The sequence below is a fragment of the Cereibacter azotoformans genome, from assembly GCF_021391315.1.
Classification (GTDB): Bacteria; Pseudomonadota; Alphaproteobacteria; order Rhodobacterales; family Rhodobacteraceae; genus Cereibacter_A; species Cereibacter_A azotoformans.
Window position 1 is genome coordinate 2,785,001 of the sequence record NZ_CP090021.1, and the last position, 12,209, is coordinate 2,797,209.

Sequence of the window (12,209 nt, forward strand, 5' to 3'; positions counted from 1 at the left end):
CCCGCCGGAACCGGATGAGGTTCACGCCGGTCCACCAGCGCAGCGGGCTGATGGCCAGCACGCCCACGAGGAACTGAAGCGCAAGCTCGCCCAGCCGATGCTCGATCGCCTTGACCGGATCGACCCCCAGCCCTCCGGTCGCCGCCTGCCAGACCAGAAGGGCCAGCGGCACAAGCCCCGCCGCATAGACGAAGCCCGTCGGCACCGGCCGCAGGACCCCGTTGATCCGCTGCGCAATCATTCAGAAATCGACCTTCAGATCCTGCCCGGCGTAGAGGTGTGCGACCTCTTCCTCGTAGCCGTTGAACAGCCGCGTCTCGATCCGGGGCGCAAAGAAGCCCGAGCCGATCCGCCGCTCCGAGGCCTGACTCCAGCGCGGATGGTCCACGGCCGGGTTCACGTTGCTGTAAAAGCCATACTCGCGCGGGTTCTGCATGTTCCAGGAGGTGGCCGGCATGGTCTCGACCAGCGAAATCCGAACGATGCTCTTGATCGACTTGAAGCCGTATTTCCACGGCACCACCAGCCGGATCGGCGCACCGTTCTGCTTCGGCATCTCCTCACCATAAAGGCCGGTGGCGAGGATCGTCAGCGGATGCATCGCCTCGTCCAGACGCAAGCCCTCGCGGTAGGGCCAGTCGAGGATCCGGCTGCGCACGCCCGGCATTTCCTCGGGACGGACAAGGGTCTCGAAGGCCACGAACTTCGCCGCGGGCCGGACCCCCGCGCGCTCGAGCAGCTCTCGCAACTCGAACCCGATCCAGGGCACGACCATCGACCATCCCTCGACGCAGCGCAGCCGGTAGATCCGCTCCTCGAGCGTGACAGACTTCAGGATGTCGTCGAGCGGGTAGGAGCCGGGACGCTCCACCAGCCCGGCAATCTCGACCGACCAGGGATCGACCGTCAGTGCACCCGCGTGCCGCGCCGGGTCCGCCTTGTCGAGGCCGAACTCGTAGAAATTGTTGTAGTTCGAGATTTCCTCGAACGTGTTGGGCTTCTCGTCGGTCGAGAAGCGGCTCGGCCGCGCTTCGACGCGGGCAAAGGCCGGACCGGCGAGACCGATCACCCCGGCCGCCGCCATGAGCTGGCGCCGGTTCAGCCAGTCCGCCCTGGGCGTCACCTCCGACCATCCGATCTTGCGCATCGTCTCTCTCTCCTTTGCCTGCCCCATAGGTGCATGGGCGGCACCGGATTTCAAATCCCCTCGCGTTCACAAGGCGGGGACCGTGCTCACGGCCGATCACGACGGATCACGGCCTTGCGGGCGCCCGATCCGAGGCGCGCATCGGCCCGTAAGCCTTTCGCCGATCCCGGCATGACACAGGAGGACTGGATTGATGCGAACGACACTTCTCGCGCTTGGAACAGCCGCCATTCTCGCGGCCCCTGCCTTTGCCCAGACCGGAGACATCGTCGAGACCGCCACGGGTGCGGGCAATTTCACGACCCTGCTGGCCGCAGCCGAGGCCGCGGATCTGGTCGAAACGCTGAAGGGTGAGGGGCCCTTCACGGTCTTCGCGCCCACGGATGCGGCCTTTGCGGCCCTGCCCGAAGGCACGGTCGAGGATCTGCTGAAGCCCGAGAACAAGGAACGGCTGACCGAGATCCTGACCTATCACGTCGTCCCCGGCGAGGTCATGTCATCCGATCTTGCCGAAGGCATGACCGCCGAAACCGTGCAGGGGGGCGAACTCACCATCACGCTCGAGGGCGGCCCGAAGGTGAATGGCACCGCGATCTCGCAGCCGGACGTGGATGCCTCGAACGGGGTGATCCATGTGATCGACGGCGTGCTGATGCCGGGCGCCTGACAGCGGAAGGGCCCGCCCCGGCGGGGCGGGCCCCCGATGAGACTCGCTCGATCAGTGGACCACGGCGTCCTGCGGCCGGTCTCGCCGCGAGGCCGAGATCCGGTCGCCGATGATCAGGCCATCCACTCCGGCGCTGACCTTGACCACCGAACCGTCGAGCACATCCCCGGCCAGGATCATCTCGGCCAGCGGGTCCTGCAGGTGACGCTGGATCACCCGCTTCAGCGGACGGGCGCCATAGACCGGATCGTAGCCCTCGTCGGCCAGCCACTGCTTCGCCGCCGCATCGAGTTCGAGCGTCACCTTGCGGTTCGCCAGCCGCTTCTCCAGAAGCCCGAGCTGGATCTCGACGATACGGCCCATGTCGTCGCGGCTGAGCCGGTCGAAGATCACCATCTCGTCCAGACGGTTCAGGAACTCCGGGCGGAAGTGACCGCGCACCGCCTCCATCACCGCCGCACGCGCGGGCGCAGGGTCCGCACCCTCGGGCAGTTGGCTCAGCGCGTAGGCGCCGAGGTTCGAGGTCAGGATGATCAGCGTCTGCTTGAAGTCCACCGTCCGGCCCTGACCGTCGGTCAGCACCCCGTCGTCGAGAACCTGCAGCAGCACGTTGAACACCTCGGGGTGGGCCTTTTCCACCTCGTCGAACAGCACGACCTGATAGGGCCGGCGCCGCACGGCCTCGGTCAGCACGCCGCCCTCGTCGTAGCCGACATAGCCCGGAGGCGCGCCGATCAGTCGCGCGACCGAGTGCTTCTCCATGAATTCCGACATGTCGATGCGCACCATCGCCTGATCGTCGTCAAAGAGATATTCGGCCACCGCCTTCGTCAGCTCGGTCTTGCCGACGCCGGTGGGCCCGAGGAACAGGAAGCTGCCCAGCGGACGCCTTTCGTCGTTCAGCCCGGCGCGGGCGCGGCGCACGGCATTGGCGACCGCTGTCAGCGCCGGCCGCTGGCCAATCACCCGCTTGCCGAGTTCCTCTTCCATCTTGAGAAGCTTCTCGCGCTCGCCCTCGAGCATCTTCGAGGTCGGGATGCCGGTCCAACGCTCCACAACCTCGGCAATCTGCTCGGGGCGGACGGCCTCGGCCACCAGAAGGTCGCCCTCGCGCGCCTCGGCCTCCTCCAGCTTCTTCTCAAGCTGAGGAATGACGCCGTAGGACAGTTCGCCCGCACGGGCGAGGTTGCCCTCGCGCTTGACCTGATCGAGTTCGGCGCGCGCCCGGTCGAGCTGCTCCTTCAGGTCGCGCGCCACCTCCAGCTTGTCGCGCTCGGCCTGCCATTTCGCGGTCATCTCGGCCGCGTTCTGGGTCATCTCGGAGAGGTCCTTCTCCAGCTTCGCCAGCCGGTCCTTCGACGCTGCGTCGTCCTCGCGGCGAAGAGCCTCGGCCTCGATCTGCGCCTGCAGGATCTGGCGATCCAGCGCGTCCAACTCTTCGGGCTTGCTGTCCACTTCCATCCGCAGGCGCGAGGCCGCCTCGTCCATCAGGTCAATCGCCTTGTCGGGCAGGAAGCGGTCGGTGATGTAGCGGTGCGACAGCGTCGCCGCCGCCACCAGTGCCGCGTCGGCGATCCTCACCCCGTGGTGCAGCTCATACTTCTCCTTGATGCCGCGCAGGATCGAGATCGTGTCCTCGACCGTCGGCTCGCTCACCATCAGCGGCTGGAACCGCCGGGCCAAAGCCGCGTCCTTCTCGACATGCTTGCGATATTCGTCGAGCGTCGTCGCGCCCACGCAATGCAGCTCGCCCCGCGCCAGCGCCGGCTTGATGAGGTTCGCGGCGTCCATCGCGCCCTCGGACTTGCCCGCGCCCACCAGCGTGTGCATCTCGTCGATGAAGAGGATGATCTCGCCCGCGGCCGAGGTGACCTCGTTCAGCACGGCCTTCAGCCGCTCCTCGAACTCGCCGCGGTATTTCGCGCCGGCGATCAGTGCGCCCATGTCGAGCGACAGCAGCCGCTTGTTCTTCAGACTTTCCGGCACGTCGCCGTTCACGATGCGCAACGCCAATCCTTCCGCGATGGCGGTCTTGCCGACGCCGGGTTCGCCGATCAGCACCGGGTTGTTCTTGGTGCGCCGGCTCAGCACCTGCATCGCGCGGCGGATCTCGTCGTCGCGGCCGATGATCGGGTCGATCTTGCCGTCGCGCGCCGCCTGCGTCAGGTCGCGGGCGTATTTCTTCAGCGCGTCATAGCCTTCCTCGGCCGAAGCCGTGTCGGCCGTCCGGCCCTTGCGGATGTCGTTGATCGCCGCATTCAGCTTCTGCGCCGTCACCGCACCGGCGTCCAGCGCGTCCTTGGCCTTGGACGCCACCATGGCAAGCGCCATCAGGATCCGCTCGACAGGGACGAAACTGTCGCCCGCCTTCTTCGCGACCTTCTCGGCCTCGTCCAGCACGCGCACGAGGCCCGGATCCATGAAGGGCTGCGCGTCACCCGAGACCTTGGGCAGCTTGGCAAGGGTCAGTTCGACCGCCTCGGCCACGCGGGCCGGTTCGCCCCCCGACCGGCGGATCAGGTTCGAGGCCAGCCCCTGATCGTCATCCATCAGCGCCTTCAAGAGATGCTCGGGCGCCAGCCGCTGGTGGCTCTCGCGCATCGCGATGGTCTGCGCGGCCTGAAGGAACCCGCGCGACCGCTCCGTGAACTTTTCCAGGTTCATCGGTCACTCCTCTGACAAAGCCCCCGGCCCTTCCGCCCGACAGTCGGCACGGCCCGTTCCGGGTCTTGCTGATCAGGTGGTCGCGGCCCCGGGCGATTTCAAGGATCACGAAGCACTCAAGCAGCCGTGTCCGGCCGCCCCCTGCGCCGGAACCGAAGGCACCCCACGTTGATTTATCCACAAGCCAACCGGCTGGCACCCATCGGAAAGAGGCGGCACCCCTCCGCTTTCGTCCGTCAGGTCCAGACCGGCGAACCCGAACCCGACCGGCCCGCCGGTCACACGAGGAGTGTCCATGATGCGTATCCTCTCTGCCACCGTCGAGCGCGCCCACTATGCGCGCGATTTCGGTCAGGTCGAGGCTACCGTCGCGCTGCTGGTCAAGGACAGCGCGCGCCCAGTGCCCTATGTCCGCCGGATCTTCACCACCGAGCCCGCCCGGGGCGGCGCCCCGCTGCGCGAGCGGCTGATCGACAGCGCCAAGACGCTGTTCCTCGCCCGCTATGAGCCGCAGGTCGAGCGCGCGGCCTGAGGCGCGCCCTCAGCCAAAGGTCTCGAGGCCCGCGAGCGCCGCGCCCACAAGTCCGGGCTCGGGATGGATCGCGGGCCGCAGCACGGGCTCGGTCGTCGGGCGCAGGAGACGCTGACGCACGGCCCGATCGAGCGCCGCCACCAGATCGCGGTCGTTCGCCAGCCCGCCACCCACCGGCACCACCGACGAGCCGACCACGTTCAGCACCACCGCCAGCGGACCCGAGACCAGCTCCAGCCAGACCGACACGGTTTCGGCCGCGGCCATTTCCCCCGCGCGCCAGGCCGAGAGGATCTCGCGGCTTTCCAGCCCCCGCCCCGACAGGTGAAGGTGGAGCCGCTCGATCCCGCGGGCGCCGCCCACCGTGTCGAGGCACCCGGTCTGCCCGCACCCGCAGCGCAGCCGGGGCAGGTCGTGGCCGAGCGGCCGCTGGTCCAGCACCGGGCCGTGCCCCCACTCGCCCGTGATCCCCCCCGCGCCCGCGACAAGGGCGCCGTCGAGCACCAGCCCGCCGCCCACGCCGCTGCCCAGGATGATGCCAAAGACATTGCGATGCCCGCGGGCCACACCCCGCCGGGCCTCGGTCAGCACGAAACAATCCGCATCGTTGCCGATCCAGACCGGACGCCCGAGTGCCGCCGCCAGATCGCCCGCAAGCCGCCGGCCGTTCACCGCCGGCAGATTGGCCGAGGTGAGTCGCCCGCTTGCGGGATCGATCACCCCTGCAATCGAGATCGCCACAGCGCGGGAGGCGCGCGGAACCAGCTGCCCCAGCGCCCGGATGAAACCGGGAAAGCTCGGCGGCATGGGCAGCTCCCCCAGAGGCTCCAGGTGATCGGGCGCAAAGACCCGGGCGGCGCGGATGCGGGATCCGCCAATGTCGAAGGCGATCAGCATGGCTGGCTGATAGCAGCCGCGCGCGGCGGACGGAATGGTCCGGCTTGACAGGTCCGCCCTTCGGCCGCATGACCGCGCGACCCTGAGCGAAAGGAGCTTTTCATGGCCGACGACCGCCTGATCGTGGCACTCGACCTGCCCAACGTGCTGCAGGGGATGGATCTGGCCCAGCGGCTGGGGGATTCGGTCTCGTTCTACAAGATCGGACTGGGGATGCTGACCGGAGGCGGGCTGGGGCTGGCCAACGAGCTCAAGCAGGAGCACGGCAAGCGCATCTTCCTCGACATGAAGCTCTTTGACATCGGCGCGACCATCGAGGCCGCCGTCCGCGGGTTTGCGCGCTATGACATCGACTTTCTTACTGTCCACGGCGATCCGCAGGTGGTGCGCGCAGCGGCCGAGGGCGCTGCGGGCAGCGGGCTGCGCATCCTCGCGGTGACGGTGCTGACCTCGCTCGACCGGGCGGATCTGGACGCGAACATGATCAGGCCCGGAGAGCTGGCCGAGATCACGCTCGAGCGCGCCGCGCGCGCCTTCGACGCCGGAGCGCATGGCGTGATCGCGAGCCCTCAGGAAGCGGCCGCCATCCGGGCCCTGCCCCAGGCGGCGGGCCGGCTGATCGTCACGCCGGGCGTGCGGCCAGCCGGGGCCGCCCTCGGCGACCAGAAGCGCGTGGCAACGCCGGCCCGCGCCATTCTCGACGGGGCCGACCATATCGTCGTGGGCCGGCCGATCTGGCAGGCGGAAGATCCGCGGGCCGCCGCCCTTGCCGTCCAGGCAGAGCTGCCGGCCCGCGGCTGAACCTTATTGCGCAGGAGCGGCCGGGGTGGTCGCGTCAGGCGCGGGAGTGACCGGCTCCGCGTCGGGTGCGGGCGTGGTCGCATCCGGAGCAGGCGTGACGGCCGGCGGCGCAGCGGCATCGGGCGCCGGATCGGTGGTCGTCGTGGTGGCCGCGGGCGGCGTATCCATCGTGGCATCGTCGGTGGCGCTGGAGCCGCCGAACAGGAACCACAGCACCAGGAGCAGCACGATGACCGCGCCGACCACATACCACATGGTCCGCGAGCTCGATGACTCCACGGGGCGTTCGCCCGGGGTCCGGTTGGTGGGGGTCGGGCCGGGGTCGCGACGATAGTCAGACATGAGAACCTCCTTCCTGTTTCCTTGGCAAGAGAACAGACCTCGCCGCGAGCGGTTCCCGCTTGTCGGGCCGCAAGCGGGGCAAGAGCGGAAGCCCGCCAAGCGAGAGGCGGAGCACCGCCCGCTCGTCAGTTGTCATTGATGTCCCTGCCCCAAACCTTGACCGACGCTTGTGACAGGCCGAAGACCCGGCGCATGGCGAGCCAGACCCCCAGCGACACCAGCGCGAAAACTGGCAAGGAGGAGCGGCAGGCCCGCCTCGAGCCCAGCCAGATCAGCCCGCCCGTCACCACGGCCCCGGCCGCGAAGCCCAGGAAGACGAAGCCCGGAACCAGGATCTGCACGATCCCGATGAGCCGCCCGCCCACCACCCAGGCCCACCTTGCTCGACCCCATGCTTCTGCGACTGGGGCACGATCCGCACGCCCAGGAAGACACAGAGGATGAGGAAGGCCGCCCGTGCCAGAAGGACGGCGTTTGCGCCGATGAAATACGCGGGTTCCATGTTCGCTCCTTGATCACCTTCCGACCTTGATGCCGGGAAGGCTTCGGCCGCGCGAGCTTTGCGCAAGGAGGTAAAGATCTGGCTGACGATCTACCGCAGCCGACGGCGCGGCTGTATGATCAGGGAATGTCTGCCCTGTGCCGCGACTGCCTTTCCACGTTCGACGGCGGCGCCCGCTGCCCCTCCTGCCGCTCGCCCCGGGTGACGGCACATCCCGAGCTGTTCTCGCTCTCGATCGCGCACATGGATTGCGACGCCTTCTACGCCAGCGTCGAGAAGCGGGACGATCCGTCGTTGCGCGACAGGCCGTTGATCGTGGGCGGAGGCACCCGCGGCGTCGTCTCGACCTGCTGCTACATCGCGCGCATCTCGGGCGTGCGCTCGGCGATGCCGATGTTCCAGGCGCTCAAGCTCTGCCCCGAGGCGGCGGTCGTGAAGCCGCGGATGGAGGTCTATGCGGGCGTCTCGCGCCAGATCCGCGCCATGATGGAGACGCTGACCCCGGCCATCGAACCGCTCTCGCTCGACGAGGCCTTTCTCGACCTGTCGGGCACAGAGCGGCTGCACCGCGCCCCGCCGGCCGTGCTGCTCGCCCGCCTCCTGCGCCGCATGGAGACCGAGCTTGGCATCACCGGGTCGGTCGGGCTGTCGCACAACAAGTTCCTCGCCAAGATCGCTTCGGATCTCGACAAGCCGCGCGGCTTCTCGGTGATCGGACGTGCCGAGACGGCCGACTTCCTGCGTGAAAAGCCGGTGCGCATCATCTGGGGCGTGGGAACCGCCACGCAGGGCGCGCTCGAACGGGCGGGCATCCGCACCATCTCGGATCTCCTGCGCTGGGAGAAGGCGGACCTTGTCGCGCGCTTCGGCCAGACCGGCGAGCGGCTCTGGCATCTGGCCCGCGGCGAGGACCGCCGGCGCGTCGCCCCCGACCATGCGCTGAAGTCGATCTCGAAGGAGACGACCTTCCATGAAGACACCGCCGACCCCGAGATCCTCGACGGCCATCTGTGGCGCCTTTCCGAGCAGGTCGCGGACCGGGCCAAGGCGCGCGGCCTGTCGGGCCGCACCGTCACGCTGAAACTGAAGCGCACGGACTTCGCGCTGGTCACGCGGCGGCACGCGCTCGCCGGGCCCACACAGTCGGCGGACCGCATCTACCGCGAGGTCCGCGCCCTTTTCGATGCAGCCCGAATCGCGGGGCCGTTCCGGCTGATCGGCGTCGGCCTCTCGGATCTCGCCGGGGCAACCGAGGCGGATCTTACGGGCGACCTACTCGATCCGACCGCGGGCAAGCGCATGGCGGCCGAGCGGGCGACAGATGCGATCCGCGCGCGCTTCGGCCGCGAGGCGATCATCAAGGGCCGGGCGCTGCGCTGATCACTCGGCGGCCAGGGGCATCGCGGGCCGGCCCACCCCGGCAATCTCGGACACGACCGAGGCCATCAGCTCGGCAAAGGCCGGAAAGCGCGCGCTGCGCTCGATGCGCATCTCGTCCATGTAGAGAGAGCGGTCCACCTCGACCTGCACGACATGCTGGTTGCGCGAGGGGCGGCCGTAGGCCTGCGCGATATAGGCCCCTGCAAAGGGCGCGTTGCGCACCACGCGCAGGCCCGCCGAGACGAAGGCCTCCTCGATCCGGTCCACCACCTCGCGCGAGGCGGCCGCGCCAAAACGGTCCCCCAGCACGACCTCGGGCGTGGGCTGGCCGGGCCGGGCGTGAGTCTCGATCGCCTCGTGCGGCATCGAGTGGCAATCGACGAGAACCGCCTCGTCGAACAGGGTGCGGCTCTCGTCGATCAGGTCGCGCAGCGCCCGATGATAGGGCGTCCAGTAGCGGGCGATCCGCGCCTCGGCTTCCGAGAGGGGCATCTTGCCGCGGTAGATCGACCGCCCGTTCGCCACGACTCGCGGAATCACTCCCAGTCCCGAACTGACGCGCGGATTGTGCGGCGCGCGCGAGATCCCCTCGATCAGCGCCGGATCCATCTCGTCGGCGGCGCGGTTCATGTCCACATAGGCGCGCGGAATACGGGCCAGCAGGAGCGGCGCCCCCAGCAGCGGTGCCGGGGCCAGAAGCTCGTCCACGAAGGCATCTTCCGAGGAACGCAGCGTCCGCTCGTCGAGAATCGTGCGCCCCACCAGCGCGGCCGGGTAATCCCGCCCGCTGTGCGGCGAGGAAAAGATCACGGATGTGTCGCGCCTTTCCGGGCGGATCAGCGTATAGGCGTCCGGGGTCATCTGGGTTCCTTCACCGCCCGATAGTGCTTCATTTTCTAGCCCTCCAAAACCCCTTGAACACCCCGCCGACTCTATTTATAGACCAGCGCACCGACGCGGCTTCGTCCATCCTTCCGCAGGATGACACGGCCGAAGTCAGAGTGGGCGGTTAGCTCAGCGGTAGAGCACTACGTTGACATCGTAGTGGTCACTGGTTCGATCCCAGTACCGCCCACCATTTTCACCGCCCCCGGTTCGGGGGCATCGTTTTTTCAAGGCGCACGCGCGCCGCGAAAGGGAGAAGAGAGATGAAGGTTGCGAACTCGCTCCGCTCGCTCAAGCTGCGCCACCGCGACTGCCAGGTCGTGCGCCGCAAGGGCCGCGTCTATGTGATCAACAAGACGCAGAAGCGTTACAAGGCCCGCCAGGGCTGATCGCTTCGGACTTCGAGGGACAGAAAGGCCGCCCGGGACCATCCCGAGGCGGCCTTCTCATATCCAGCGCCCCGCGGTGGAACCCCGCCAGAGGCGCAGGCCGCGGAGCGACGCCGTGGCGGGCCGTTTACCCGGCCCCGGCAGGGCGGTTGCCAGAGCCGGACCTCCGCCCTACCATCCGGGGGCCGACAGAGGAGGTCGCCATGCCCCTGCCCATCGTTCCCGTCGCCGCCTTCGCGCTGCGCGCCGGTGCCGTCGCCGGACTCGTCTGGCTCGCCCGCCGCGCCATCGTCCGCCCGGGTCGCACCGACCAGAGGGCCGAGGATGCCCTCGACGATCTGGGCGAGGGACTTTCGCTCCACCGTCCGGCCGATCGCGCCTCGGCGGACACGCGCCAGACCAACGCCGCCGCAAGAGTCCGCCGCACCCTCACCTGGTCGGGCGGAGGCGTCGAGATCGACGCGGCCTGGCTCGGCAGGCTTCGCATCCGGAAAGTGTGACCCATGCGCCTCCATGCGTCCGCCACCTCGCCCTTCGTGCGCAAGGTGGATGTCGTGCTGCACGAGACAGGGCTTGCCGATCAGGTCGAGCGGGTGGTGGCCGGTGGCACGCCCGTCGATCCGGGCACGCTGCCCCTCGCGCTGAACCCGCTTGGCAAGATCCCGGTGCTCGAGCGGGAGGAGGGGCCCGCCCTCTATGACAGCCGGGTGATCTGCCGCTACCTCGACTCGGTCGCGAACGCGGGCCTCTACCCGCCGCCGCCCCGGCTCTGGGATGCGCTGACCCTCGAGGCGACGGCCGACGGGATTCTCGAGGCGGCGGTGCTGATGGTCTATGAAATCCGCACCCGGCCCGAGGAGAAGCGTCACGAGCCCTGGATCGAAGGGCAATGGAGCAAGATCGCCCGCAGCCTTCAGGCCGTCGAGGCCCGCTGGATGAGCCAGCTCTGCGGCCCGCTGGATATCGGCCAGATCGCGATGGGCTGCGCGCTCGCCTATCTGGACTTCCGCCACGCCGGGCGCACCTGGCGCGCGGCCCACCCGGCGCTGGCCGGCTGGGAGGCCGGCTTCAGCCAGCGCCCCTCCATGATCGCGACCGCGCCCGTCGGCTGAGACTCGGACCGGTCATTCGCGAAGCGCGAATGACCGGTGCCGCTGCCGCGCCCTGGCCGATGAGATCCGCGCCGCTCCGGCCCGCGATCTTCGGCGGAATCGCCCTCGCCCTCACGCACTCGTGACGATTCCTGCAGCAGCAGGTCACCGGAAGTGGCCGCCAAACCGGCATGTAAGGCCCTCTTCAAACATCTGCTGCGCCTGTTTGTCCGCTGGACGCAACGCCGCATGGGAATTAGAAGGCGACAGGCAAGGCTGCGTTTGCGCGGCCCGGTCATCTTGTGGGCCTGCAGCGGCCCGAGGAAGGGAGAAGTTCTCGTGTCCAACGCAGAAGATCACGCAGGCACCCGCAGGGATTTCCTGTATTATGCCACGGCCGGGGCCGGGGCGGTGGCCACCGGGGCCGCCGTCTGGCCGCTGATCAACCAGATGAACCCATCGGCTGACGTGCAGGCTCTCGCCTCCATCTTCGTCGATGTCAGCGCCGTCGATCCGGGCGTTCAGCTTACGGTCAAGTTCCTTGGCAAGCCGATCTTCATCCGCCGCCGCACCGAGGTCGACATCGAGGCCGCCCGTGCGGTGCAGCTGAGCCAACTCCCGGACCAGAGCGCGCGCAACGCCAACATCGAGGGCGGAGCCGATGCTTCCGACCAGAACCGCACGCTGGACGAAGCCGGCGAGTGGCTGGTGATGTGGGGGGTCTGCACGCACCTCGGCTGCGTGCCGATCGGCGGCGCCTCGGGCGACTTCGGCGGCTGGTTCTGCCCCTGCCACGGGTCGCACTACGACAGCGCCGGCCGCATCCGCAAGGGCCCGGCCCCCGAGAACCTGCCGATCCCGCTCGCCCAGTTCATCGACGAAACCACCATCCAGCTCGGGTAAGGAACAAGC

15 protein-coding genes, 1 tRNA gene and 1 pseudogene (1 of these 17 cut by a window edge) are annotated in these 12,209 nt (G+C 68.7%); 9 read left to right on the forward strand and 8 right to left on the reverse strand.

The window, feature by feature from the left end; translation table 11 throughout:
• Both msrQ and msrP read right to left on the reverse strand, forming a co-directional pair.
• A protein-coding gene (msrQ, locus tag LV780_RS13935; RefSeq protein WP_108220930.1) for a protein-methionine-sulfoxide reductase heme-binding subunit MsrQ crosses the window boundary here: on the reverse strand, nt 1-241 show its 5' portion. Its footprint begins 365 nt before the window's first position; only the first 241 of its 606 coding nucleotides appear in the window; it begins with the start codon at nt 239-241; its stop codon lies off the left edge, out of view.
• Nucleotides 242-1,147, reverse strand: coding sequence for a protein-methionine-sulfoxide reductase catalytic subunit MsrP (gene msrP, locus LV780_RS13940; RefSeq protein WP_101339602.1), 906 nt, complete (start codon nt 1,145-1,147; stop codon nt 242-244). It abuts the gene before it with no gap.
• 193 nt (nt 1,148-1,340) lie between these two features.
• Between msrP and LV780_RS13945 the strand changes: the two genes are divergently transcribed.
• The gene (locus LV780_RS13945) at nt 1,341-1,814 is read left to right on the forward strand and encodes a fasciclin domain-containing protein (RefSeq protein ID WP_108220929.1); all 474 of its coding nucleotides are present in this window, start codon (nt 1,341-1,343) and stop codon (nt 1,812-1,814) included.
• A gap of 51 nt (nt 1,815-1,865) precedes the next feature.
• Here LV780_RS13945 and clpB read toward each other — a convergent pair whose 3' ends face one another.
• Nucleotides 1,866-4,478: an ATP-dependent chaperone ClpB gene (gene clpB, locus LV780_RS13950; RefSeq protein WP_101339603.1), complete on the reverse strand. Its 2,613-nt coding sequence runs from the start codon at nt 4,476-4,478 to the stop codon at nt 1,866-1,868.
• A gap of 295 nt (nt 4,479-4,773) precedes the next feature.
• On the opposite strand from clpB, the gene LV780_RS13955 reads away from it, so the two are divergent.
• A complete protein-coding gene (locus LV780_RS13955) occupies nt 4,774-5,010 on the forward strand; it encodes a hypothetical protein (RefSeq protein WP_233863834.1) in 237 nt (78 codons plus the stop codon).
• Nucleotides 5,011-5,019: 9 nt separating this feature from the next.
• On the opposite strand, the gene LV780_RS13960 is transcribed toward LV780_RS13955, so the two are convergent.
• A complete protein-coding gene (locus LV780_RS13960) occupies nt 5,020-5,907 on the reverse strand; it encodes an ROK family protein (RefSeq protein ID WP_101339604.1) in 888 nt (295 codons plus the stop codon).
• Nucleotides 5,908-6,009: 102 nt separating this feature from the next.
• On the opposite strand from LV780_RS13960, the gene pyrF reads away from it, so the two are divergent.
• Complete coding sequence (pyrF, locus tag LV780_RS13965; RefSeq protein ID WP_011909759.1) at nt 6,010-6,708, forward strand: orotidine-5'-phosphate decarboxylase; 699 nt, start codon at nt 6,010-6,012, stop codon at nt 6,706-6,708.
• A 3-nt stretch (nt 6,709-6,711) separates the two neighbouring features.
• On the opposite strand, the gene LV780_RS13970 is transcribed toward pyrF, so the two are convergent.
• From LV780_RS13970 to LV780_RS13980, 3 genes and pseudogenes are all read right to left on the reverse strand, one after another.
• Complete coding sequence (locus LV780_RS13970; protein ID WP_011909758.1) at nt 6,712-7,050, reverse strand: hypothetical protein; 339 nt, start codon at nt 7,048-7,050, stop codon at nt 6,712-6,714.
• A 125-nt stretch (nt 7,051-7,175) separates the two neighbouring features.
• A complete protein-coding gene (locus LV780_RS13975) occupies nt 7,176-7,415 on the reverse strand; it encodes an NfeD family protein (protein WP_233863836.1) in 240 nt (79 codons plus the stop codon).
• An 8-nt stretch (nt 7,416-7,423) separates the two neighbouring features.
• A pseudogene (locus tag LV780_RS13980) lies at nt 7,424-7,552 on the reverse strand (SPFH domain-containing protein); the annotation flags it as partial.
• Between the two features lie 126 nt (nt 7,553-7,678).
• Here LV780_RS13980 and LV780_RS13985 point away from each other — a divergent pair.
• Entirely contained in the window at nt 7,679-8,932 is a 1,254-nt protein-coding gene (locus tag LV780_RS13985) for a DNA polymerase IV (protein WP_108220928.1), read from the forward strand.
• On the opposite strand, the gene LV780_RS13990 is transcribed toward LV780_RS13985, so the two are convergent.
• Complete coding sequence (locus LV780_RS13990) at nt 8,933-9,793, reverse strand: N-formylglutamate amidohydrolase (protein ID WP_011909754.1); 861 nt, start codon at nt 9,791-9,793, stop codon at nt 8,933-8,935. It abuts the gene before it with no gap.
• A 142-nt stretch (nt 9,794-9,935) separates the two neighbouring features.
• On the opposite strand from LV780_RS13990, the gene LV780_RS13995 reads away from it, so the two are divergent.
• The 5 genes from LV780_RS13995 to petA all read left to right on the forward strand — a co-directional run bounded on the left by LV780_RS13995 (nt 9,936) and on the right by petA (nt 12,200).
• A tRNA-Val gene (locus LV780_RS13995) sits at nt 9,936-10,010 on the forward strand.
• A gap of 70 nt (nt 10,011-10,080) precedes the next feature.
• A complete protein-coding gene (ykgO, locus tag LV780_RS14000; RefSeq protein WP_002722020.1) occupies nt 10,081-10,206 on the forward strand; it encodes a type B 50S ribosomal protein L36 in 126 nt (41 codons plus the stop codon).
• Between the two features lie 203 nt (nt 10,207-10,409).
• Nucleotides 10,410-10,706 carry a hypothetical protein gene (locus LV780_RS14005; RefSeq protein ID WP_108220927.1) on the forward strand — a complete coding sequence of 99 codons (297 nt, stop codon included), beginning with the start codon at nt 10,410-10,412 and terminating at the stop codon, nt 10,704-10,706.
• A 3-nt stretch (nt 10,707-10,709) separates the two neighbouring features.
• A complete protein-coding gene (locus LV780_RS14010) occupies nt 10,710-11,318 on the forward strand; it encodes a glutathione S-transferase (protein WP_108220926.1) in 609 nt (202 codons plus the stop codon).
• 318 nt (nt 11,319-11,636) lie between these two features.
• Nucleotides 11,637-12,200 (forward strand): ubiquinol-cytochrome c reductase iron-sulfur subunit, encoded by a 564-nt coding sequence (petA, locus tag LV780_RS14015; protein ID WP_011909751.1) that lies wholly within the window; start codon nt 11,637-11,639, stop codon nt 12,198-12,200.
• Nucleotides 12,201-12,209: the final 9 nt, after the last annotated feature.

Coding starts and splice junctions, on each gene's coding strand:
- msrP (WP_101339602.1), bottom strand. CDS start 1,147: ATGCGCAAGATCGGATGGTCGGAGGTGACGCCCAGGGCGGACTGGCTG.
- LV780_RS13945 (WP_108220929.1), top strand. CDS start 1,341: ATGCGAACGACACTTCTCGCGCTTGGAACAGCCGCCATTCTCGCGGCC.
- clpB (WP_101339603.1), bottom strand. CDS start 4,478: ATGAACCTGGAAAAGTTCACGGAGCGGTCGCGCGGGTTCCTTCAGGCC.
- LV780_RS13955 (WP_233863834.1), top strand. CDS start 4,774: ATGATGCGTATCCTCTCTGCCACCGTCGAGCGCGCCCACTATGCGCGC.
- LV780_RS13960 (WP_101339604.1), bottom strand. CDS start 5,907: ATGCTGATCGCCTTCGACATTGGCGGATCCCGCATCCGCGCCGCCCGG.
- pyrF (WP_011909759.1), top strand. CDS start 6,010: ATGGCCGACGACCGCCTGATCGTGGCACTCGACCTGCCCAACGTGCTG.
- LV780_RS13970 (WP_011909758.1), bottom strand. CDS start 7,050: ATGTCTGACTATCGTCGCGACCCCGGCCCGACCCCCACCAACCGGACC.
- LV780_RS13985 (WP_108220928.1), top strand. CDS start 7,679: ATGTCTGCCCTGTGCCGCGACTGCCTTTCCACGTTCGACGGCGGCGCC.
- LV780_RS13990 (WP_011909754.1), bottom strand. CDS start 9,793: ATGACCCCGGACGCCTATACGCTGATCCGCCCGGAAAGGCGCGACACA.
- ykgO (WP_002722020.1), top strand. CDS start 10,081: ATGAAGGTTGCGAACTCGCTCCGCTCGCTCAAGCTGCGCCACCGCGAC.
- LV780_RS14005 (WP_108220927.1), top strand. CDS start 10,410: ATGCCCCTGCCCATCGTTCCCGTCGCCGCCTTCGCGCTGCGCGCCGGT.
- LV780_RS14010 (WP_108220926.1), top strand. CDS start 10,710: ATGCGCCTCCATGCGTCCGCCACCTCGCCCTTCGTGCGCAAGGTGGAT.